We start from the raw sequence: 21550 nt of genomic DNA, 5'->3' as shown, positions 1-21550 counted from the left end.
CTTTTCAGCGGCCCGCAGCCAGGAACCGGCGGCGCGTCCACGCCGGACGCCGGAACAACCAGGTCAATCCGCACGCCGTGAGTACCCAGTGCAGGCCCAGGCTCAGGACGACCGCGATGCCGCCGAGGATCAACGGCTGCAGCGGGAGTCCCGGGTCGGCGGGCAGGACGAGGTCGAGGACGAAGGTGACGGTCGCGAGCACCATGATGTGCATCAGGAACACCGGCAGTGTGCGCGACCCGACCTTGCTGAACGGTACGGTGACGCGCCAGGACTCCATGTAGGAGAAGACGCCGATCGCCGCGATGATCCCCACCGTCGCCAGGAACAGCCGCACCGGACCACTGAGACCGAAGTTGAAGTGGGCGTAGGTGGCGTCGATCCAGAGTGCGAGCACCGTGTAGACGGTGATGGACACCGCGATGAGCGGCAGGGAGCGACGTTGCGCCATCCGGTGGATCCACGGCGCGCCGTACATGCCGAGCAGGTAGAAGAAGTAGGTGTGGAGGATGTCGTTCCACGGCCAGCCGAAGTTCGCCGTGGGTGCGGTCACGCTCACCGCCCCCGCGAGCAGCAGCTGGACCACCGGCGGCACCTTGCGCGTCAGTTTCGACAGCACAGCGAAGAGCGCGAGTGCGTAGACGAACCACAGGTAGGACTCGGGCCCGAGGACGGCCCGTCCCATGTTCTCCAGCATCGGTCCCCAGTTCACCGGGTCGGCCGCGCGTGGGGCGGGGACGGGGCCGTCGTGTCCGACGGACGTGGCGGGCACCATGGCCAGCCAGATCTCGCGGACGGGTACCCAGAGCACGAACAGCCAGACCATGATCCATACCCGGCGGTCGGCGAAGGACCGCCAGTTCTCCGACAGGGCCTTCGCGGCGAACAGGCCCGACAGGAGGAAGAACAGCGGCATCCGCATCGGGCCGAGCATGAGGTTGATGCGTTCCCATTCGCCGGTCAGGTACCCGTTGTTGTTCAGGTTGTTGACGGCGTGGCCCGCCACGACGAGGAGGATGCAGAAGCCCTTCGCCGCGTCGACCCACCCGACGCGGCCGATGACGCCAGGGGTGGCGGTACCCGACGACGATACGGTCAAGTCGGGGGGCACTGCATCCGCTCGCTCTCTGTCCTGGTCCGGGGTTCTCTCGGTGCGACGCTACTATGCCGCACCCCGGCCCCGGGAGGACAGGTCGTGCTAACCGAAGGTCAGTCCGAACACCGGCACCGCCAGGGCGAACACGGTGAGGGTGATCAGGAAGACGGCGATGATGTTCAGCCACACCCCGCCCTTGATCATGTCCCCGGCGCGGACGTAGCCCGAACCGTAGGCGATGGCGTTCGGCGGCGTCGCCACCGGCAGCATGAACGCACAGGTGGCGGCCAGCGCGGTGGGGATGATGAGGACCATGATGTTCATCATGCCGTCGCCGGTCAGGCCGATACCGATGGCGACCCCGCCCATGATCGGGATGAAGGTCGCGGCGGTCGCGGTGTTCGAGGTGAACTCGGTCAGGACCAGGACCACGGCCGCGATCGCCAGGACCAGCAGGACCAGCGGCAGGACCTCCATCCCCTTGACCATCTCGCCGATCCACAGCGACAGGCCCGAGGCCGTCACCATCGACGACAGGGACAGGCCACCACCGAACAGGATCAGGACGTCCCAGGGCAGTGCCTTGGCGTGCTCCCAGTCGATCACACGGGTACCACGCCGGTTGACCGGCACGGTGAACATGGCCACGGCGGCGGCCATCGCAATGGCGGCGTCGGCGATGGTGATCGACCACCAGTCCACGTACTCGGCCAGCAGCGGGATCGTGATCCAGGCGACGGCGGTGCACACGAAGATCACACCGGCGACGACCTCGGGGCGGGTGATCCTGCCCATGTCGTCGATCTCCTTGCGGATCAGCTCCTTGCCGCCGGGGATCTCGTCCATCTCGGGCTTGAACACGGTCACCAGGACCAGCCAGGCCACGACCGTGAACACGACGGCGAGCGGCAGCCCGACCATCATCCAGCGTCCGAAGCCGATCTCGATGCCGTGGGTCGAGGACATGTACGCCGCCATGAACGCGTTCGGCGGGGTACCGATCAGCGTGCCGAGGGACCCGATCGAGGCGGAGTACGCGATGGCCAGCATGAGCGCGGTCGCGAACTTCCTCTGGTTCTGGTGCCCGCCGACGCGCTCGGCGGTCAGCGCCAGCACGGACACGCCGATGGGCAGCATCACCACGGCGGTGGCGGTGTTCGACACCCACATCGACATGAAGCCTGTGGCGACCATGAACCCGAGGACCAGCTGCTTCGGCTTCGTCCCGACGGCGTACACCACCAGTAGCGCCAAGCGCCGGTGCAGACCCCACCGCTGGATGCCGAGGGCGAGGACGAAACCGCCCATGAACAGGAAGATCGTCGGGTCGGCGTAGGGGGCCGCGGCGTCCTTCATCGTCGCGACCTGGAGGATCGGGAACGCCACCAGGGGGACCATGGCCGTGGCTGCCAGCGGCAGCGCACCGGTCATCCACCAGGCGCCCATGAGCACCATGACGGCGGCGGTGATGGCCATGGTGCCGACGGAGTACGGTCCGCCCTCGTCGTCGGGGTGTGCCTCGTTGACGAGGTCGGCGCCGTTGGACGGGAACAGGAAATAGATCGCGACGGCCAGGACGAGGCCAACGCCGAGGCCGATGAACTTCTTCCGGTTACCGGCCCGTTCCGCCTCACCTGCCTCGCGCTGTTCTTCTGCGGTGAGGGTGTCACCGGTGGTCTCAGACATGTCGTGTCCTCTCATGGATCGTGAACGTCAGGCACAACACTAGGGTCCGCTACTATCCCGAGGCTAATGTTGTTCCGGACGGGGTTGCCCCCTCCCCAACCCCGGACGGCCTGTGTCCCGGCGGGTTCCCGTTCGGCGTTCGTGTCCGTCCCCCCGTGTAACCCCCGTGTAGCCTGAGATGGCACGTCATCCCGACCACACCGAGGAGTCCCGCCATCGTGTTCCGTCGTCCCCCCCGCCATCCTTCCCTCCCCGCCCCCGGCCCGGACCGCGTCGCCGTCGTGACCGGCGCGTCGTCGGGAATCGGGCAGGCGATCGCGGTGGAGCTCGGCCGCCGCGGGCACAACCTCCTCCTCGTCGCCCGGACGACCGGGCCCATGGAGCAGGTCCGCGACGAGGTCGCCGCCGCGCGTCCGGATGTCCGCGTGGAGATCCGCGCGTGCGACCTCGCCGACGCCGCCGCCCGCGCCGTCCTCGTCGACGAGCTGGCGGCACGGGACGTGCACATCATCGTCAACTCCGCCGGCGTGGCCACCTTCGGCCAGTTCCGGAAGCTCGACCCGTCCTATGAACGCCTTCAGTTCGAGCTCAACGCCACCGCCGTCTTCGAGCTCACCGCCGCGGTGTTGCCGGGGATGGTCGCCGGTGGCGACGCCGGCATCGTCAACGTGGGGTCGGTCGCCGGTAACGCCGCCATCCCGAACAACGCGACCTACGTCGGCACCAAGGCCATGGTGAACACCTTCACCGAGGCCCTGCACTACGAACTGAAGGGCACCGGTGTGCGGTGCACCCTGCTCGCCCCGGGGCCGGTGCGCGAGGAGGTGAAGGCCGATGCGGAGCGTACGGTTGTCGACCGTGCCACCCCGGACTTCGTGTGGACGACCTACCCGGACTGCGCGACGGAGACGCTCGACGCCCTCGCCGCGAACAAGCTCCGCGTCGTCCCCGGCGGGCTGTCGAAGGTGGCCAACGTACTGTCCACCTACCTCCCCCGGCGGCTGACCGCCCCCCTGTTCGGCGCGGCGTACTCGCGCATGGCCGAAGACTAGACACGAAAGGGCCCCATCCATGACCCCGAACCAGATCGCCAAGAACGACCGGATCGTCTGGGCCGACTGCGAGATGACCGGGCTCGACCCGGACCGGCACGTGCTCGTCGAGATCGCGGTCGTCGTCACCGATGCCGAGCTGACCCCGCTGGACGACGGTATCGACATCGTGATCCACGCGTCCGAGGAGGAGCTCGCCGGTATGGATGACTTCGTCACGAAGATGCACGCCACCTCCGGGCTGACCGAGCAGATCCGCGACAGTTCGGTGAGTGTCTCCGACGCCGAGGCACAGGTCGTGGAGTACCTGAAGAAGTACGTTCCGGTCGCCGGGGCCGCCCCGCTGGCGGGGAACTCGATCGCCAGCGACCGCAAGTTCATCTCCCGGTACATGCCTGACCTGGACGCGTTCCTGCACTACCGCATGATCGACGTGTCCTCGATCAAGGAGCTCGCCCGCCGGTGGTACCCGCGGGCCTACAGCAACCAGCCGGACAAGGGGATGCAGCACCGTGCGCTCGCCGACATCCGTGAGTCCATCCGGGAGCTCGACTACTACCGCCGCGCCCTGTTCGTGCCCTCCCCCGGCCCCACCAACGGTGAGGCGAAGGAGTTCGCCGCCCGGGCGTCCGAGGCCACCCCGATCTGACAGCGCACGGCTCGTTTTGGCGCGTACGCCCAGCGTGGTCTAGTATGAATCCCGCTGCAGCAACGACGCCGGGCCTGGTTGCCGTTATGCATGCATGGTGGCTGTAGTTCAGCTGGTAGAGCACCAGGTTGTGATCCTGGGTGTCGCGGGTTCGAGTCCCGTCAGCCACCCCGAGAAATGAACCCCGCACCGTCTCCCCGAATCCGGGTCGGACGATGCGGGGTTCATGTCATTCAGCACCCCTCCCCCGGATCACGGGGCAGCGGGTGACCGCCGGCCCCGCGGTCACCGGCGCGGGAAGACCGCCCGCATACCGTGGCGCTTCGCCGCGAACCACAGGGCCGCCAGACCGTCCCCGCTGATGGCACGGCCGTCGGTGATCCGGTCCATCTGCATCTCGTACCACGAGATCCCCATCAGGGACTCCGCGTGCTCGTCCAGTGACCCGATGTGGGTCGTCAGCCGCGGCAGCCGGACCCGCTCGCGGTCACCGTGGACGAGGATGTCGTTGGCCAGCTCCGGGATGAGCACCATGGGGCGCGCCATCCCGATCAGGTCCCCGAGCCCCTGCTCCAGTCCGTTCTCCACGTCGGCGGCGCACCGGAACCCTCCGGTGACCAGCACCGGGACGTCCACTGCGTCCCGGATGCGTCGGGCGTGGTCACCGAAGAACACCTCGCCGGTGTCACCGGTGGCGTCGACCTCGTCCCCGAGCATCAACGGCGTGGCGTAGGTGCCGCCGGACACCTCGATGACGTCGACGCCCAGCTCGGCGAGCTTCGTCGCCACCTCGAACGACTCCTCCTCTCCGAATCCACCGGGGATCCCGTCCGAGGCGTTGATCCGCACGGACACCGGGAAGTCGTCGCCGACCTTCCGGCGCACCGCCTGGTAGACCTCGACGAGCAGACGCATCCGCCCCTCCAGGTCGCCGCCGTACTCGTCGGTCCGCAGGTTGTCGGCCGGGGACAGGAACTCGTTGATGAGGTAGCCGTGCCCCGCCTGGATCTGCACACCGGTGAACCCGGTCTCCCTGGCGATCAGGGCGGTGTACGCGAAGCGCCACACGATCAGCTCGATGTCGGAGACAGTGAGCTCACGCGGCTCGGCGAAGTACCGCCGGATACGTCCGGACACCGGCACCGCACTGGGCGCCACCGGGTACCTGTTGACGCTCCGCGGGGACTGCTTACCCGGATGGTTGAGCTGCATCCACAGGTGCGTGTCGTTGACCGTGCCGGCGGTCGCCCAGTCGCGCAGCATGTCGAGGTGCCGGTCGTCGGTGACCACGACGGATCCCGGCTCCCCCCGGTGTTCGGAGTCCACCATCACACCACCGGTCACCACGAGCCCGGAACCGCCGTGGGCCCATCGGCGGTACAGGTCGAGATGCTGGTTGGACGGTCCACCCGCCGGGGTCGCCAGACCCTCGTGCGTCGCGGCCTTCACGAGACGGTTCTTCAGGGTGGTGCCGCACGGCAGCTCCAGGGGCGCGGCAACCGGTGTAGGGGTCACGGTGACTCTCCAAAAGTGTAAGTATCCGGTGTGTATGTCTGTCACGGGCCGCCCGACGGCCCGTCACCCGCAGACTGTACCTGCTGGTCCCTGCCTGCATATCATGCCGCAGCACACAGACTCAAGACCCCCCTTTACCACCCCCCGTCCACCTCGAAGTACAGGTGGGCGTGCAGCGAGCACCCGGGATTGAAGTCCGCCCCGCATCCGGGACAGGACGAACCGCTGCCGAGGTACTCCCGCACCGTCATCCAGTGCCCGCACACACGGCACAGGACGGCATCCCCGGTGTCACCGCACCCGCGGGGCCACGGGACGATGCGGTGGTCCTCGGCCTCGTCGTGACAGTGCAGACAGGGGTACGTCCGTCCGCAGCAGTGGAACCTGATCGCCACGACGTCCAGCTGCGACGCCCAGTGCGCGCAACCGACACCGCCGACCAGGCGTGCGGGACCGGCGTCCATGGTGGCCTCCTCCGCGCCAGTGGGAATCACGGCGACCGTGTGAATCAGTGCGTCCCCTAGACTAACGACATGAGTACCTCAGCGACGCTTGTGGGCATCCTGACCGTCATCGTGATGTTCGGCGGCATCCCCATGGGCGTGGCCGTGGACCGGCCCCTTCGTCGTGTCGCTCGCCGGTCTGGCGGGGTTCTCGACCTCCTATGCGGTCGGCGGAATGATCGTGCTGGCACTCGTCAGCGCGGGGATCGTGGTGGTCCGGTCTGCAGACTGGACCCGCTGACGCCACCTCGCCCGGCGCGGCACACGCCGGGGTTTCATGTCCGTACCGTGTTCTAGTGTGGACCCCATGCCGAGCGACAACCCTTTCGACGACCCCCTCCGCGTCCGTGCCACGGAGATCCTGCGCGAGCTGACCGGCCGTGAGGACGCCGCATTCCGCGACGGCCAGTTCGACGCGGTCGCCGCCCTCGTCCGGGACCATAAACGGGTCCTCGTGGTGCAGCGCACCGGATGGGGGAAGTCGGCGGTCTACTTCGTCGCCGCGCGCCTGATCCGCGAGGGGTACGGCGCCGAACGGGGGCCGACGTTGATCATCTCCCCTCTCCTGGCGTTGATGCGCGACCAGGTCGCCGCCGCTGAGCGTGCCGGAGTGCGTGCGGCGACGATCAACTCGTCGAACGCGACGGAGTGGGACGCGGTGTTGGACAGCCTCACCGCCGGCGAGCTCGACGTGCTGCTGATCTCGCCGGAACGGCTGACGAACCCGAAGTTCCGCACGAACGTCCTCGACGTCCTGCTCGATCCCGCACGGGCCGGGGTGGGGATGATCGTGGTGGACGAGGCGCACTGTATCTCGGACTGGGGCCACGACTTCCGTCCCGACTACCGGCGGATCGGCACGCTGCTCGACGGGCTGCCCGCCGAACTCCCGGTGTTGGCGACGACGGCGACGGCGAACAGCCGCGTGGTGGCCGATGTCGCCGCGCAACTCGGTGAGGACACCATGGTCGTCCGTGGCCCGCTGTCGCGCGACTCGCTCCGCCTCGGTGCCGCGCCGACGGCCACGGCCGAACACCGGATCGGGTGGCTCGTCCAGCACCTCGGCGATTTCCAGGGGTCGGGCATCATCTACGCGCTGACGGTGTCCGCGGCCGAGGACACCACCCGTGCCCTGGCCGAGGCAGGGTGGGACGTGGCCTCCTACACCGGCCGTACCGACGCCGAGGAGCGTGCAAGGCTGGAGCGGTCACTGAAAGACAACGAGATCAAGGCGCTGGTGGCGACCAGTGCGCTGGGGATGGGATTCGACAAACCCGACCTCGGTTTCGTGGTGCACCTGGGTGCCCCGAGCTCCGCGGTGGCCTACTACCAGCAGGTGGGGCGTGCCGGGCGTGCCACGGACAACGCGGACGTCCTGCTGTTGCCCGGTAACGAGGACCCGAACATCTGGGAGTACTTCGCCACCGCCTCGATGCCGGACGAGGACGAGGCCCAGGCTGTGCTGGAGGCGTTGGCCGACGCCGGTTCGGCGCTGTCCGTGCCGGCGCTGGAGCCACTGGTCGGGGTGAAGCGCTCCAGGTTGGAGCTGTTGTTGAAGACTCTGCAGGTCGATGGTGCCGTCGACCGGGTACAGGGTGGGTTCGTCTCCACGGGTGTCCCGTGGACCTACGACGCCCGTCGCTACGCGGCGGTCGCCGAGGCACGGCGGACGGAGGCCGAAGCAATGCTGGAGTACGAGGCGGGGCGCCGGTGCCGGATGCGTTTCCTCGCCGAGACGCTCGACGACCCCCATGCCCGGGACTGCGGCCGGTGCGACGTCTGCGCCGGTCAGTGGTGGGACTCCGGGGTCAGCGACGACAGTGCCTCCGGGGCCCGTCGCATCCTGTCCGGGATCGGTATCCCCGTCGAGCCGCGGGGCCAGTGGCCGTCGGGCATGGCGACCATCGGCGTACCGCTGAAGGGGAAGATCCCGCCCGAGGAGCGGGTGTCCGCCGGACGTGCCGTCGCCCGGTTCACCGACCTGGGACCGGGCCAGGTGCTGCGCGGCTTCCTCGCCGACGGCGCCGAGGACGCCCCGGTGCCGAAGAACATCGCCGACTGGTGCATCCGGGTGCTGAAGGAGTGGGACTGGGACGAACGGCCGACGGTGGTGGTCGGGATGCCCGGCACGACGCGTCCGGTGACCTGTGCGGATCTGGCGACCGGGCTGGCGAGGATCGGCAGGATGACCGACGGCGGGCAGCTGTCGTACACCCGTGACCCGGGTTCCCCCGACGTGAACAGTGCCTACCGGGTGCAGAACCTCCACGGCGCCGTCCACGTCGAGCCGACCACCGCCGCGGCGGTCGACGGACAGGTGGTGATGCTCGTCGACACCGAGATCGGTTCCCGGTGGGCGATGACACTCGCCGGCCGTGAACTGCGCCGGGCCGGTGCCCATGCTGTCCTCCCCTTCGCTCTGGCGCTGCGCGGCTGACGGTCGGTGACCGTCTCCCGGGAAGTCTGCCCGTCCCCTGTCGCCCAAGGGGGCCAGCGTAGGCTGGTCGGCGGAACAACAACCGGGGGCCTTCTACCCTGCCCTCCCCCACACCCCCACGCCCCGCACGAGAGGAAGAGCCAGCCGATGCACGGAGAGTACAAGGTCCCGGGTGGGAAACTGATCGTCGTCGATCTCGACGTCGCCGGGGCCGGTGACACCTCCACCGGAACGCTCTCCGGGGTCCGCATCGCCGGCGACTTCTTCCTTGAACCGGACGAGGCACTCGTGCGGATGACCCGTGCCCTGGAAGGTGCGCCCGCGGACCTGAGCGCCGCCGACGTGTCCGCGAGGATTTCCGGGGCGCTCCACCCCGACGACGTCCTGTTCGGCATCACCGCCGACGGTGTGGGTGTGGCCGTCCGGCGTGCACTCGGTCACGCGGTGAGCTGGGAAGACCTTGACCTCGAGGTCATCCACGGTCCCAGCGTCGACCCGATGGTCAACGTCGCACTCGACGAAACCCTCACCGAGGAGGTCGCGGCAGGCCGCCGGAAACCGTTCATGCGGCTGTGGGAGTGGAACGCCCCGCAGGTGGTGATCGGATCCTTCCAGTCCTACTCCAACGAGATCAACCAGGACGGCGCCGACCGGCACGGGATCACCGTCTCCCGGCGGGTCACCGGCGGTGGCGCGATGTTCATGGAACCGGGCAACTGCGTGACCTACTCCCTGGTCGTCCCCCAGGCGTTGGTGGACGGGCTGAGCTTCGCGCAGTCCTACCCCTTCCTCGACGAGTGGACCATGGAGGCACTGGAGAAGGTGGGGATACGCGCCCGCTACGTCCCGCTGAACGACATCGCGTCGGAACAGGGCAAGATCGGCGGCGCAGCCCAGAAACGCTTCAGCAACGGCTGGATGGTCCACCACGTGACGATGTCCTACGACATCGACGCGGAGAAGATGATGGAGGTCCTGCGCATCGGCAAGGAGAAGATTCGGGACAAGGGGCAGCGCTCCGCGGTGAAGCGCGTCGATCCGATGCGCTCGCAGACGCAGATGCCCCGCTCCGAGATCCTGGAGGTGTTCTTCAACCACTTCCGCGACAAGTACGGCGCCGCGGAAGGGACGATCACCGAGGATGATCTCGTGAAGGCCCGGGCACGCTGCGAGGAGAAGTTCTCCACCGAGGAGTGGACCCGCCGGCTTCCGTGACGGTGGCGCGTGCCGGCCGGGGCATCCCGGTGTGTTAGAAGTTTCCCATGTCGACAGAACTCAACGCCATCACATCCTGGATGTTCCAGTCGGAGGTTCCGGTCCCCGAGGACATCGGTCCGGTGCTCGTCCACGGCGAGCGGCCGATCGCCGCCTACAAGACGTTCCGTGATTCCGCGGTCTTCACCGACCGGCGGCTCATCGTCCGCGACGCCCAGGGCCTCCGCGGAAAGAAGGTGGAGATGTACTCGCTGCCGTACTCGGCGATCAACATGTGGTCGTCGGAAAACGCCGGCAAGCTGGACTTCACCGCGGAACTGGAGTTGTGGACCCGTGCCGGCAAGATCAAGATCGAGCTCGGGAGGGGCGTCGATGTCCGCAAGCTCGACCAGTTGATCGCCACTGTCGTTCTCTCGGGAAGCTGATCCCCTCCCCGTACCTCCCGCAGACGACAACGCGGGGGATGGACGTCCGCATCCGGACGTCCATCCCCCGCGTTGTCGGCGCCGGGCCCCGGAAACCACCGGGGCACCGTCCGCTCAGCAGGACTAGCGGGCGCTGACCTGGCCGAACCGCGACGCGATCGGCGCCAACACCAACGGACGTGTGGCGAACAGCACCCCGATGGTGAGGAACACCGCGCCGAGCATCCAGAAGAATCCGCCCCAGCCGTCGACCGGGGTTCCGGCGAACATGTGGTTCAGGTTCTTGGTCATTCCGGTGGCGAACACCAGGAACACGTGGGCGATGATGAAGAGCACGAAGAACAGCATCGTCGGGAAGTGGATCTTGCGGGCCACCGGCGCCGGGTAGATCTTGTTCAGCTTCGTGGCGTTCTTCGGCCACCACTCACTCATCCGCAGGCCGGAGATGATCGCCAACGGTGCGGCGACGAACACCACCAGGAAGTACATGATCTGCTGCAGGCTGTTGTAGTTGACCCAGCCGTTCTCCTCGGGCCACTGCATCGAGGCGTACTGCAGGATCGAGGACGCGGCGTTCGGGAACACCTCCCAGCTGGTCGGCACGATCCGTGCCCAGTGCCCGGAGATGAACAACAGCACCACGAACACCACACCGTTGAGGATCCACAGCAGGTCAAGGGAGGTGTGCAGCCACAGGTGGATGCTGATCTTCTTGCCACCCTTCTTGGGCTGCCACACCGCCGGTGGCTTCTGCTGCTGCCTGACGCGCAACCCGGACTGGATGATCATCGCCATGAAGAAGAAGTTCAGGAAGTGCGTCCACCGTGCCCAGGCGGGGAAGCCGTCGTCGACGAAGTCCGGCAGGTGGTACTCGCCGGGGTAGCGGTCCATCCAGGAGGAGACGGACTCGAGACCGGTGAACCAGCGGGCGGCGAGGATGACCACCGCGGCGAACACCGCAGCAGCCACCAGGCCGATGCCGGCGAGTTTGCCGACCTGGCCCAGGGTGCGCTCGCCGATCATGATCGGTTCACGCTTGGGCTTCTGCTCGGACTTCGGCTTCTGCGCCGTCGCGGCGGCCGGCTTCGACGCCGGGGCGGCAGCGGCCGGGGCACCCGGAGCAGCGGGTGTGGCAGGTGCGCCGGGTGCACCGGGAGCACCGGGAGCACCGGGAGCCGTGGGAGCGCCGGGAGCTGCCGGGGCGGCAGGCGCACCGGGAGCACCCGGGGCCGCAGGAGCACCAGGAGCACCGGGTGCACCCGGGGCCGCAGGAGCGCCAGGAGCACCGGGAGCTGCCGGGGCGGCAGGCGCACCCGGGGCAGCGGGAGCACTAGGCGCAGCAGGAGCTGCAGGTGCACTCGGTGCCGAAGGAGCGGCAGGAGCTGCAGGAGCACCCGGCGCTGCCGGCGCGCCCGGAGCAGCCGGGACAGAGAGTTTCATCGGCGCGCCCGGAGCAGCCGGTGATGCCGACACCTCCGAGGAAGCCTCCTGCGGTGCAGCACTACCGGCCGCCGGAGCCGCCGGAGCGGCCGGGGTCGCCGGCGCTGCGGGGGCCGTCGCGTCCGGTTCGACCGGCGCTGCGGGGGCGGCCGGAGTGGCGGGCGCTGCCGGTGCCGCCGGTGCACTCGGCGCACCAGGCGCCTGGGCGACAGGCGGCGTCAGCTTCATCGGCTGAGCCTTGTTGTCGTCGTTGGACATTATGTAGTCTCCTACTGCTTTCGCTCGTCAATAGCGCTGGTGAGTTGTGGAACTGGCGCGGACAGGTCATCTCCGCCACCACCGTCGTCCGTCACGAGGATCATAGCCTCCGACACCACCGGGATCCCCGAACACGGGCCTTCCGGTCGCGTCACGACCGAGGTCGAGGAGAAGGGCCGTACCGAGCCCGCCGGGCGTGTGCCCGGAACCGGATGACCGGTGTCGATGACGGAACTCATGTGACCTGGACCTCTTCTGAAACGATAACTACCTCAGAAGACAGGATAACCCACGTGTGCCCCGTGTCACGAAAAATCGCGGAATCCCGCGCACAGGGCGCGCCCGCGCCCACCCAGAACCCCTGTTACAGCAGGTCAAGACGTAGATTCACGGGGCGCACAATCAGCGTGTTCACAGCCGGCCCCATAGGAGTTGTGCGGTCTCCTCACGCAGGTCTACGATCGGTCGCCATGATTACCCGTCCTGGGGACACCACCGAGTGTTCTTATGCAGTACCCGGCCCTCACCTCGGTCGGCATCTCCGCGACACCGGCGGTCGGATGCTCCTGTGGCGAGGCGGGCTGAGCATCGTCGTCGGACTGGCACTGCTCCTGTTCCCCATGGAGACCGCCGCGGTCGTGGGGCTGGTCATCGGACTGTGGCTGCTCGTCGACGGATTCAGCACGGCCGGCCTCGCGCTCCAGCAGCGCTCACACGCCGCCTCCTGGGGCTTCACCATGTTCTCCGGCGTCGTCACGGCCCTGGCCGGTGTCGCCGTGATCGTCTTCCCCGTGGGCTTCGCCGTCGTCGGCGCGATGGCCGTCCTGTGGATCATGGCGCTCGGTCTTGTCCTGACCGGCATCGCACGGACCGCGTCCCGTGCCAGCGGGTGGAGCCTGGTGACCGGCCTGCTCAACATCGTCTTCGGCGTCCTGCTCGGCGGCCTCGCCCTCGCCGAGCCGGCCGGCGGCCTCGTGGCCCTCGCCTGGCTCCTGGGCGTCTACGGCCTGCTGTTCGGCGCCCTCTCCGTGGTCATCGGAATCCGGTTGCGGCGCTGCCACTGACCCCGGCGTACCGTCGGGGTCATGCATACCGACCAACGGCACGTCCCCCTCTCCCTCATCGACTTCGCGACCGTCTACGACGGGGAGCGTCCCGGAGACGCTTTCCGGCGTTCCGTCGACCAGGCGCGACAGGCCGAACGGCTCGGCTACTCACGTATCTGGTACGCCGAGCACCACAATATGCCGCATATCGCGTCCAGCTCGCCGGCTGTGCTGATCGCCCACGTGGCGGCGAAGACCGAGACCATCCGTCTCGGGTCGGGCGGGGTGATGCTGCCGAACCACTCGCCGCTGGTGATCGCCGAGCAGTACGGCACCCTCGCTGAGCTCTACCCTGACCGGATCGACCTGGGGCTCGGGAGGGCCCCCGGCACCGACCAGCGGACCGTCCTCGCCCTGCGCCGTGACCCCCGGTCCGCGGAATCGTTCCCCGACGACGTGCGGGAACTCCAGGGGTACCTCTCCGGCCATTCCCGGGTCGGCGGCGTGTCGGCGACGCCCGGTGCCGGCACGCACGTGCCGCTCTACATCCTCGGGTCGTCCCTGTTCGGCGCACAGCTGGCGGCGCAGCTGGGACTGCCCTACTCCTTCGCCTCGCACTTCGCGCCGGACGCCCTGAAGGAGGCCGTCACGGTGTACCGGGAGACCTACCGGCCGTCGACGGAGCATCCGGAACCCTATGTGATCGCCGCGGTGAACGTGACTGCCGCCGACACCGAGTCCGACGCCGCCGAGCAGCATGAACAGGTCCGTCGCAACCGGGTCAAGGCGATGGCACTGCGGGGGCGGAAGGTCTCCGAGGAGGAGCTCGACCTGCTCATGTCGTCGCCGGCGGCCGACCAGATCCTGTCGATGCTGCGCTACTCCGCCGTCGGGACGGGCGACCAGGTCCGCGACTACCTGGAGGGGTTCACCGCCACCGCCCAGGCGGACGAGCTGATGGTCGCCATCCAGGCACCGTCCACCGAGAAGTCGCTGCGGGCGACGGAGATCCTCGCCGGCGCCTGGGGACTGTGACCACCCCCTGCCACCCCGTACCGTCCCCCGCGATGACACCCCTGGTTTCACCCCCGATAGCGACGGGCAGGAAGGCACGACGGTGCGGGACGACACCGGTGTGACCTCGTGGTACACCGGCCCCCGTCCGACGTCGACGCGGACATACCCGGGCGGGTAACCCACCCGACCCTATCTTCTAGTTAGGGTGTGCTTTGCTGCATTCGGTTCGGCTCAGCTAATCTGCACCACGAACGAGTTTTGCTCAGCCAGTTCACGACCGCGACCTCGGGGCTCCTGACGTTGGCTCCCCCAGCCCGGTCGCCGAGACATAAGGAACCTGTCGAATGCGCATCACCTTCCGTCGCACCACCAGCCGCGCGCTGGCCGTGTCCATGACCGCCGTACTCTCCATGGGCGCCCTCGCCGCCTGCTCCTCCGATTCCTCGGACAGCGACGACTCCGCCTCCGGCGAGACCCGCACCGTCACCGACGCCCGCGGCGAAGTCGAGATCCCCGCCGACCCGGAGCGCGTCGCCGCCTTCGACAACCGCATCTTCCAGGTGCTCGCGGACTGGGACATCGACCTGGTCTCCGCCCCGGTCACCCTGATCCCCGACACGATCGAGAAGTACCACGACGACACCGAGATCCACGACACCGGCTCGCACCGTGAGCCCAACCTCGAGGAACTCGTCGCCGCCGACCCCGACCTCATCGTCACCGGCTACCGCTACGCCAGCCAGTACGACGAGATGAAGGAACTCCTCCCGGACACCCCGATCATCGACCTCAGCTTCGGTGAGGACGCCGAAGGCGAGGCCAACCAGCCGCTGGAGGAGACCCTCAAGCAGATCACCGACCTCATCGGCGAGGTCTTCGGCAAGGAGGACGAGGCCGACGCACTGGTCGCGGACTTCGACGAGGCCAAGGAGCGGGCCAAGGCCGCCTACAACCCCGAGGAGACCGTGATGGGTGTCATCGTCTCCGGTGGCGACATCTCCTACTCCGCCCCGACCACCGGCCGCTCGATCGGCCCGGTCTTCGACATGCTGGAACTGACCCCCTCACTGGAGCGTGACGGCTCCTCCAACCACCAGGGCGACGACATCTCCGTCGAGGCCATCGCCGAGTCCAGCCCGGACTGGCTGATCGTCATGGACCGCGACGCCGCCGTCTCCTCCGCCGGGGAGGACGCCCGCCCCGCCGACGAGGTCATCGCCGACTCCGAGGCGCTGCAGAACGTCCCGGCGGTCAAGGACGGCAACATCGTCTACTTCCCGGACGACTTCTACACCACCGAGGACATCGAGGCGTACACTACCGCGCTGAACAACATCGCCGACGCCTTCGAGGCCAACGACTCGAAGTAGTCACCCGTCACCGGTGGTGCCCCTCCCCACGGCCCACCGCGACACCGCAGGACAGACAGGACCCCCATGACCGTCGCACCATCCCGGGCCGCCGATGAGGCGCCACCGTCCCCCGCGTCCTCGCCGACGCAGTCACGGTGGCGCACCACCTGGCCCCTGCTGGCAGGTGTGGCGTTCACGCTCCTGCTGATCGTGATCTCCCTGTTCGTCGGGGTCTTCGACATCACCGGGCACGACGACGGCTGGATGATCTTCGGGGTCACCCGCGTCCCCCGCACCATCGCCCTGGCGCTCGCCGGTGCGGCGATGGCCATGAGCGGGCTGGTGATGCAGCTGCTCACCCAGAACAAGTTCGTCGAACCCACCACCACCGGCACCACCGAGTGGGCCGGGCTGGGGCTCATCGTGACGATGATCATGATCCCGGGGGCCAGCCTGCTCACCCGGATGGTCGGCGCGATCCTCTTCGCCCTCGTCGGCACCATCGTCTTCTTCCTCTTCCTGCAGCGCGTCACGCTCAAGTCGTCGCTGATCGTGCCCATCGTCGGCATCATGCTCGGCGCCGTGGTCGGGTCGGTGTCCAGCTACGTCGCGCTGAAGACCGACATGCTCCAGCAACTCGGCATCTGGTTCGCCGGAAGCTTCACCAGCGTGGTGCGCGGCAGGTACGAGCTGTTGTTCATCGTGCTGGCGGTCACCGTCCTGATCTTCGTCATCGCCGACCGCTTCACCGTCGCCGGCCTCGGCAAGGACATCGCGACCAACGTCGGGCTGAACTACACCCGCGTCCTGATGCTGGGGATCCTCATGATCGCCGTGGTGTCGGGCGTCGTCACCGTGGTCATCGGATCGCTGCCGTTCCTGGGGCTGATCGTCCCCAACATCGTCTCGCTGTTCCGCGGCGACAACCTGCGCTCCAATCTCCCGTGGGTCTGCATGCTGGGCATCTGGGTGCTTATCGTCTGCGACATCATCGCCCGCACCGTCATCGCCCCGTTCGAGATCCCGGTGTCGCTGATTCTCGGCGTCGTCGGCGCGGTCGTCTTCATCCTCCTCCTGGTCAGGAGCCGCCGGTATGCCCGTTAACGCCCCCGAGTCCGACGTCCGGTCCACCCCACGGCACTCCGGTCCGTTCGCCACCCCGCGACAGCGCCTGAAGTACATCACCCTGGTCACCGTCCTGATGGTCGCCGCCCTCGGGTTCACCGTGGCCCACCTGAGCTACGGCAACCCCCTGGACTTCGGCACCGAGGGCTACTGGAAGATCGCCCGGATGCGCGTCGACACGCTCATCGCGATGCTGATCGTCGCCTTCTGCCAGGCGTTCGCCACCGTGTCCTTCCACACGGCCACGAACAACCGGATCATCACCCCGTCGATCATGGGTTTCGAGGCCCTGTACGTCGCCGTCCAGACGGCGGTGATCTTCTTCCTCGGCTCCGCCGGGCTGGCCGCCTTCACCGGTACCCCGCAGTTCATCGTGCAGTCCGTCCTGATGATCGTCTTCGCCGTGGGCCTCTACACCTGGCTGCTGTCCGGCAGGTTCGGCAACATCCACGTGATGCTGCTGGTCGGCGTCGTTCTCGGCGGCGGCCTCGGCGCACTGTCGACGTTCATGCAGCGGCTGCTCGAGCCCAGCGAGTTCGACATCCTCACCGCCCGCACCTTCGGCAACGTGGGCAACGCCGACACCGACAACTTCGCGCTGGTCATCCCCATTGTCGCGGTGACCTGCACGATCCTGTACCTGCGGTCGCGCCGGCTCAACGTCGTCGCCCTCGGACGGGACACGGCCGGCAACCTGGGCATCAACCACAAGCGTGAACTGATGATGCTGCTGTTCATGGTCGCCGTCCTCATGGCGATGACGACCTCGCTGGTCGGCCCGATGACCTTCCTCGGTTTCCTCGTCGCCACGCTGGCCTACCAGCTCACCGACACCTACGACCACCGTCTGATCCTGCCCGTCGCGGTCCTGGTGGGCTACATCGTGCTGTCCGGCTCGTACTTCATCATGCGGAACTTCTTCTACGCCGAGGGCGCGGTGACCATCATCATCGAGCTCGTCGGTGGTAGCGTCTTCCTCTTCTTCATCATGCGAAAGGGTCGTCTGTGATCTCGCTCGACAACGTCTCCAAGTCCTACAGCGCCGAGACCACCATCGGGCCGGTCACGCTGGACATCCCCGCCGGCGGCGTCACCGCGCTCGTCGGCCCCAACGGTGCGGGCAAGTCGACCCTGCTGACCATGATCGGACGCCTGCAGAAGCCCGACACCGGGACCATCACCGTCGGCGGCATGGACGTGGCCTCGACACCGTCGGGCGAGGTGGCCAAGCACCTGTCGATCCTGCGGCAGGAGAACCACTTCGTCACCCGGCTGACCGTCCGCCAGCTCGTCGGTTTCGGACGCTACCCCTACTCGCACGGCCGGCTCAACGTCGAGGACGAGAAGTACATCTCGGAGGCCATCGACTTCCTCAACCTCACCGAGTTCGAGAACCGCTACCTCGACCAGCTCTCCGGCGGCCAGCGCCAGCGCGCCTACGTGGCGATGGTCCTGGCCCAGAACACCGAGTACGTGCTGCTGGACGAACCGCTGAACAACCTGGACATGAAGCACTCGGTCCAGATGATGAAGCAGCTGCGCCGCGCCTGCGACGAACTCGGCCGCACGGTGATCATCGTGCTGCACGACATCAACTTCGCCGCACGCTACGCCGACAACATCTGCGCGATGACCGACGGCGCGGTCAACATCTTCGGCACCCCCCGGGACGTCATCCAGGACGACGTGCTCACCGGGATCTTCGGCACCGACGTCCGCGTCCTGGAGACCGCGGACGGTCCCCTGGCCAACTACTTCTGACCGCCCCGCCCCGCCATGCCCCTCTCCCCCGAGCTCTGGCGTACGCTGGCCGCGGTGGCCGTCCTGGGGACGGTGGCGGTCACGGTGCTGTCGGTCGCCGGGGTTCCCCACCGGTGGGGTACGGCCGTGGCGGTGGCCCGGGGGACGCTGCAGCTGGCCCTGCTCAGCGTGGTACTCACCGGGGTCATCACCGACCCGGTGTGGGTCGGTGTCGCCCTGGCGGTGATGTTCACCGTCGCCGCCGTCACCGCCACCGTGCGTCTGGGGTGGTCGCTCCCCCGCTTCCTGGTGGTCTCCGGCGCCATGGGCGCCGGGGTGACGACGGTCCTCGCCGTGGTCTTCCTCACCGGCGCGGTGGAGTTCTCACCCCGCTACGTGCTCGCCGTCGGCGGGATCGTCGTCGGTGGGGCGATGTCGACCGCCACGCTGGCCGGACGGCGGCTCGCGCAGGCGACGGACGAGCGCTGGCCCGAGGTCGAGGGGTGGCTCGCGTTGGGCGCCACACCGCGGCAGGCCACCGTCGACATCGCACGGTACGCCGTCCGGGAGGCCCTGGTCCCCTCCACCGACCAGACGAAGACCACCGGCCTCGTCATCGCCGCCAGCCTCGCCCCCACCCTGCACCGGGCCTGCGACTGAGCGGTAGGTTGGGTGCCATGTCATCTGCCGAATCCGACACCGTCGCCGAACGGTTCCGCACCGCGTTCCGACGCCATCCCACCGGCGTCGCGCTGATCACCGCCCACGTGTCCGGGCAGGACGTCGGCCTGACGGTGTCGAGTCTCGCCTCACTGACGGTCGACCCACTGGCCGTCTCGTTCTCGCTGTCGAAGCCCGGGGGCAGTGCCGGGGCGATCCTGGAGGCCGGGTCGTACCTGATCCACTTCCTCGGCGAGGACCAGGCGGGCATCGCCTACGAGTTCTCACGCTACGAAGGCCGGCGGTTCACCCCGGACCAGCAGTGGTCGCGGGCGCCCGGTGGTGAACCGCTGCTGTCGGACGCCCTGGCCGTGCTGCGCGCCCACACCGTGGACACGCTGCAGGTCGGCGAGGCCACCCTCGTCGCCGCCGAGGTCACCGACGTCAGCCGTGGTGCCGACGGCCACGGCGAGGCCCCCGCCTGCGCTGACGTGGCCGCCCCGTCCCCCCTGATGTTCCGCAGCCACCAGTTCTACCGCTTCCCCACCGACCAGCCCCCGCTGTGACCCGGTCGGGGGACGCGGCGAGGCTCACTCGTCGGCGTTGCCCGCCGACCAGGTGGACCACGGGATGTTCCAGTCCCCGAGCCCGTCGTAGCCTTCCAGCTGACCGCCGCCGGTGCCCTTGACCTCGGCGATGTCGCCACGCTTGAGGTTCTCGTAGACCCACCGTGCGTCCTCGACGGACAGGTTCAGGCACCCGTGGGAGGTGTTCGTGTTGCCCTGCGCCCACACGGACCACGGCGCCGCGTGGAAGTAGATCCCGGAGTAGGACATCTGCGTGGCGTACTGCACGTCCGTCACGTAGCCGCCGGCGTCGAGAGCCAGGCCGAAGGTCTGCGAATCCATCGTCAGCGCCTCGAACTGGTCGCCGATCTGGTAGATGCCCTCGGGCGTGTCATGGCCCGGCATGCCCATCGACGTCGGCATCGTCCGGACGACCTCGCCGTTGCGGGTCACGGTGACCGTCTTCGTCGCGTTGTCGGCGACCGCGCGGACGTCGTCACCGATGGTGAAGGAGGCGGACCGGTCGATCTGGCCGTACATGCCGCCGAGGTCCTTACCCACCAGGTCGGCGTCCACGGTGACCTCCGTGCCGGGCTCCCAGTACTCCTCGGGACGCCAGCGGACCTCGTTGGCGGTGATCCAGTAGAAGGCCCCCTCGACCTTGGGCTCGGTGGTCACCGTGATGGCGTCCTCCACGGCCTGACGGTCCCCCGGCGCCTCGTCGAAGCGCAGGGCGACCGACTGGCCGACGCCGACGGTGGAGCCGTCCAGCGGCGCCAGCGACGCATTCGTCAGCAGCGCGGGGCTGAAGGTCGTGAAGGACGTGGACAAGGTCTCGTCGCCGGCCGTGGCCTCCAGGCTGTAGGTGCTGGAGTACTCCATCTTGCCGTCGGCGGTCCACTCGGTCTTGTCCTCGTTGAAGGAGCCCTCGACCTCGTTACCGACACCGTCGGTGAGGGTGACCGAGTCGATCCCCTCGTCGTCGCGCACCGTGACCGGTTCATCCACCTTGACCTCGGTGTCGCCGTCGTCGACGTTGGCGGTCAGCTCGACGGCGTCGTCCCCCTCGTCGGAGGCGCCCTGGTCCGCCACCTGTTCGGTGTCCGTGTCGCCGTCGTCGTCGATGGTGCAGGCGGCGGTGGCCAGCAGGGCGGTGGCGGCGGAGGCCGCCGCGATGGTACGCAGAACCCGGCCCGTGCGGCCGAATCGGAAGTGCATGGTGTCTACAGTCTCTTTCCGCACCGGGCCAGGAGGACCCGTGGCGATGAAATGTCGTGGTGAAATCAGGTCGACGGTGGTGACGCACCGGTCACACCGCAGTCACGCCGCGCCCGGCAAGGTGAGGGTCGGGCCCGTCTCGCCGACCATCATACGTCTGGGGTGCGCGTCACAAGGAACGGAAATCGCCCCGGCGAACATATTGTGTCCGAATCGTTACCCACCGCGACCGCCACACACCCATCCGAAGACAAACGGAAGTAGAACCACATGTGACCTGCAAATTTGCCACAGATACGGCGTGGAGCTATAGTTTTCCTCGTTGCCGAGGACGGGACATCCGCTCCAGCGAACAACATGCGTCATTAGCTCAATTGGCAGAGCAGCTGACTCTTAATCAGCGGGTTCGGGGTTCGAGTCCCTGATGACGCACAACTCACACCCCGTGACCTTACTCCAAGGTCACGGGGTTTCGTGTATTCGCCATCGATCCCACGGGCGGGCCGCGCCTCCGCCGGTCTGCGGCAGCGAGCACCCCTCGGGGAGCTCC

General features: G+C 68.1%; 20 protein-coding genes and 2 tRNA genes. 16 read left to right on the top strand and 6 right to left on the bottom strand.

Annotated features, from left to right (window positions below; genetic code table 11):
- Window positions 1-4: 4 nt before the first annotated feature.
- Both MUN33_RS06035 and MUN33_RS06030 read right to left on the bottom strand, forming a co-directional pair.
- On the bottom strand, window positions 5-1111 hold the full coding sequence (locus MUN33_RS06035) for an acyltransferase family protein (protein WP_244804010.1): 1107 nt from the start codon (window positions 1109-1111) through the stop codon (window positions 5-7).
- Between the two features lie 87 nt (window positions 1112-1198).
- Window positions 1199-2782 carry an SLC13 family permease gene (locus MUN33_RS06030; RefSeq protein ID WP_244804009.1) on the bottom strand — a complete coding sequence of 528 codons (1584 nt, stop codon included), beginning with the start codon at window positions 2780-2782 and terminating at the stop codon, window positions 1199-1201.
- A gap of 218 nt (window positions 2783-3000) precedes the next feature.
- On the opposite strand from MUN33_RS06030, the gene cmrA reads away from it, so the two are divergent.
- From cmrA to MUN33_RS06015, 3 genes are all read left to right on the top strand, one after another.
- Entirely contained in the window at window positions 3001-3834 is an 834-nt protein-coding gene (gene cmrA / locus MUN33_RS06025) for a mycolate reductase (RefSeq protein WP_244804008.1), read from the top strand.
- Window positions 3835-3853: 19 nt separating this feature from the next.
- Entirely contained in the window at window positions 3854-4483 is a 630-nt protein-coding gene (gene orn / locus MUN33_RS06020; protein ID WP_244804007.1) for an oligoribonuclease, read from the top strand.
- Between the two features lie 97 nt (window positions 4484-4580).
- Window positions 4581-4653 (top strand) — tRNA-His (locus MUN33_RS06015).
- A gap of 115 nt (window positions 4654-4768) precedes the next feature.
- On the opposite strand, the gene MUN33_RS06010 is transcribed toward MUN33_RS06015, so the two are convergent.
- Both MUN33_RS06010 and MUN33_RS06005 read right to left on the bottom strand, forming a co-directional pair.
- Complete coding sequence (locus MUN33_RS06010; protein ID WP_244804006.1) at window positions 4769-5998, bottom strand: NADH:flavin oxidoreductase/NADH oxidase family protein; 1230 nt, start codon at window positions 5996-5998, stop codon at window positions 4769-4771.
- A 134-nt stretch (window positions 5999-6132) separates the two neighbouring features.
- Complete coding sequence (locus MUN33_RS06005; protein ID WP_244804005.1) at window positions 6133-6462, bottom strand: CHY zinc finger protein; 330 nt, start codon at window positions 6460-6462, stop codon at window positions 6133-6135.
- A gap of 346 nt (window positions 6463-6808) precedes the next feature.
- Between MUN33_RS06005 and MUN33_RS06000 the strand changes: the two genes are divergently transcribed.
- The 3 genes from MUN33_RS06000 (at window position 6809) to MUN33_RS05990 (ending at window position 10578) form a co-directional block, all read left to right on the top strand.
- Window positions 6809-8938 (top strand): RecQ family ATP-dependent DNA helicase, encoded by a 2130-nt coding sequence (locus tag MUN33_RS06000; RefSeq protein ID WP_244804004.1) that lies wholly within the window; start codon window positions 6809-6811, stop codon window positions 8936-8938.
- A gap of 147 nt (window positions 8939-9085) precedes the next feature.
- On the top strand, window positions 9086-10153 hold the full coding sequence (gene lplAB, locus MUN33_RS05995; RefSeq protein ID WP_244804003.1) for a lipoate-protein ligase LplAB: 1068 nt from the start codon (window positions 9086-9088) through the stop codon (window positions 10151-10153).
- A gap of 47 nt (window positions 10154-10200) precedes the next feature.
- Window positions 10201-10578 (top strand): PH domain-containing protein, encoded by a 378-nt coding sequence (locus MUN33_RS05990; protein WP_244804002.1) that lies wholly within the window; start codon window positions 10201-10203, stop codon window positions 10576-10578.
- Window positions 10579-10701: 123 nt separating this feature from the next.
- On the opposite strand, the gene MUN33_RS05985 is transcribed toward MUN33_RS05990, so the two are convergent.
- Window positions 10702-11601 (bottom strand): cytochrome b/b6 domain-containing protein, encoded by a 900-nt coding sequence (locus MUN33_RS05985; protein ID WP_244804001.1) that lies wholly within the window; start codon window positions 11599-11601, stop codon window positions 10702-10704.
- A 122-nt stretch (window positions 11602-11723) separates the two neighbouring features.
- On the opposite strand from MUN33_RS05985, the gene MUN33_RS05980 reads away from it, so the two are divergent.
- The 9 genes from MUN33_RS05980 (at window position 11724) to MUN33_RS05940 (ending at window position 19782) form a co-directional block, all read left to right on the top strand.
- Complete coding sequence (locus MUN33_RS05980) at window positions 11724-11912, top strand: hypothetical protein (RefSeq protein ID WP_244804000.1); 189 nt, start codon at window positions 11724-11726, stop codon at window positions 11910-11912.
- A gap of 924 nt (window positions 11913-12836) precedes the next feature.
- Complete coding sequence (locus tag MUN33_RS05975) at window positions 12837-13340, top strand: HdeD family acid-resistance protein (RefSeq protein WP_244803999.1); 504 nt, start codon at window positions 12837-12839, stop codon at window positions 13338-13340.
- 21 nt (window positions 13341-13361) lie between these two features.
- Complete coding sequence (locus MUN33_RS05970) at window positions 13362-14357, top strand: LLM class flavin-dependent oxidoreductase (protein WP_244803998.1); 996 nt, start codon at window positions 13362-13364, stop codon at window positions 14355-14357.
- Between the two features lie 326 nt (window positions 14358-14683).
- Window positions 14684-15709, top strand: a complete 1026-nt coding sequence (locus MUN33_RS05965) for a siderophore ABC transporter substrate-binding protein (protein ID WP_244803997.1) — start codon at window positions 14684-14686, stop codon at window positions 15707-15709.
- 66 nt (window positions 15710-15775) lie between these two features.
- A complete protein-coding gene (locus tag MUN33_RS05960; protein ID WP_244803996.1) occupies window positions 15776-16795 on the top strand; it encodes an ABC transporter permease in 1020 nt (339 codons plus the stop codon).
- Complete coding sequence (locus MUN33_RS05955; protein WP_244803995.1) at window positions 16785-17825, top strand: iron chelate uptake ABC transporter family permease subunit; 1041 nt, start codon at window positions 16785-16787, stop codon at window positions 17823-17825. The genes MUN33_RS05960 and MUN33_RS05955 overlap by 11 nt, the downstream gene beginning before the upstream one ends.
- Window positions 17822-18577, top strand: a complete 756-nt coding sequence (locus MUN33_RS05950) for an iron ABC transporter ATP-binding protein (RefSeq protein WP_244803994.1) — start codon at window positions 17822-17824, stop codon at window positions 18575-18577. Before MUN33_RS05955 ends, MUN33_RS05950 begins: the two co-directional genes overlap by 4 nt.
- 15 nt (window positions 18578-18592) lie before the next feature.
- Window positions 18593-19216: an ABC transporter permease gene (locus tag MUN33_RS05945; RefSeq protein ID WP_244803993.1), complete on the top strand. Its 624-nt coding sequence runs from the start codon at window positions 18593-18595 to the stop codon at window positions 19214-19216.
- A 17-nt stretch (window positions 19217-19233) separates the two neighbouring features.
- Window positions 19234-19782: a flavin reductase family protein gene (locus MUN33_RS05940; RefSeq protein WP_244803992.1), complete on the top strand. Its 549-nt coding sequence runs from the start codon at window positions 19234-19236 to the stop codon at window positions 19780-19782.
- Between the two features lie 24 nt (window positions 19783-19806).
- On the opposite strand, the gene MUN33_RS05935 is transcribed toward MUN33_RS05940, so the two are convergent.
- Entirely contained in the window at window positions 19807-21000 is a 1194-nt protein-coding gene (locus MUN33_RS05935; protein ID WP_244803991.1) for a L,D-transpeptidase, read from the bottom strand.
- Window positions 21001-21359: 359 nt separating this feature from the next.
- On the opposite strand from MUN33_RS05935, the gene MUN33_RS05930 reads away from it, so the two are divergent.
- Window positions 21360-21432 (top strand) — tRNA-Lys (locus MUN33_RS05930).
- Window positions 21433-21550: the final 118 nt, after the last annotated feature.

Origin of the sequence: Corynebacterium kalidii, from assembly GCF_022869005.1 — a bacterium.
GTDB classification, from domain to species: Bacteria; Actinomycetota; Actinomycetes; order Mycobacteriales; family Mycobacteriaceae; genus Corynebacterium; species Corynebacterium kalidii.
The sequence above is the reverse complement of the archived record's forward strand: the minus strand, read 5'-3'. Positions and strand labels throughout refer to the sequence as shown.

What these genes read in the sequence shown, in the direction of transcription:
- MUN33_RS05970 (WP_244803998.1), top strand. Translation starts at nt 13,362, where the DNA reads ATGCATACCGACCAACGGCACGTCCCCCTCTCCCTCATCGACTTCGCG.
- MUN33_RS05935 (WP_244803991.1), bottom strand. Translation starts at nt 21,000, where the DNA reads ATGCACTTCCGATTCGGCCGCACGGGCCGGGTTCTGCGTACCATCGCG.
- MUN33_RS06030 (WP_244804009.1), bottom strand. Translation starts at nt 2,782, where the DNA reads ATGTCTGAGACCACCGGTGACACCCTCACCGCAGAAGAACAGCGCGAG.
- lplAB (WP_244804003.1), top strand. Translation starts at nt 9,086, where the DNA reads ATGCACGGAGAGTACAAGGTCCCGGGTGGGAAACTGATCGTCGTCGAT.
- MUN33_RS05975 (WP_244803999.1), top strand. Translation starts at nt 12,837, where the DNA reads ATGCTCCTGTGGCGAGGCGGGCTGAGCATCGTCGTCGGACTGGCACTG.
- orn (WP_244804007.1), top strand. Translation starts at nt 3,854, where the DNA reads ATGACCCCGAACCAGATCGCCAAGAACGACCGGATCGTCTGGGCCGAC.
- MUN33_RS05960 (WP_244803996.1), top strand. Translation starts at nt 15,776, where the DNA reads ATGACCGTCGCACCATCCCGGGCCGCCGATGAGGCGCCACCGTCCCCC.
- MUN33_RS06000 (WP_244804004.1), top strand. Translation starts at nt 6,809, where the DNA reads ATGCCGAGCGACAACCCTTTCGACGACCCCCTCCGCGTCCGTGCCACG.
- MUN33_RS05990 (WP_244804002.1), top strand. Translation starts at nt 10,201, where the DNA reads ATGTCGACAGAACTCAACGCCATCACATCCTGGATGTTCCAGTCGGAG.
- MUN33_RS05965 (WP_244803997.1), top strand. Translation starts at nt 14,684, where the DNA reads ATGCGCATCACCTTCCGTCGCACCACCAGCCGCGCGCTGGCCGTGTCC.
- MUN33_RS05945 (WP_244803993.1), top strand. Translation starts at nt 18,593, where the DNA reads ATGCCCCTCTCCCCCGAGCTCTGGCGTACGCTGGCCGCGGTGGCCGTC.
- MUN33_RS06005 (WP_244804005.1), bottom strand. Translation starts at nt 6,462, where the DNA reads ATGGACGCCGGTCCCGCACGCCTGGTCGGCGGTGTCGGTTGCGCGCAC.
- MUN33_RS05940 (WP_244803992.1), top strand. Translation starts at nt 19,234, where the DNA reads ATGTCATCTGCCGAATCCGACACCGTCGCCGAACGGTTCCGCACCGCG.
- MUN33_RS05955 (WP_244803995.1), top strand. Translation starts at nt 16,785, where the DNA reads ATGCCCGTTAACGCCCCCGAGTCCGACGTCCGGTCCACCCCACGGCAC.
- MUN33_RS05985 (WP_244804001.1), bottom strand. Translation starts at nt 11,601, where the DNA reads ATGATCGGCGAGCGCACCCTGGGCCAGGTCGGCAAACTCGCCGGCATC.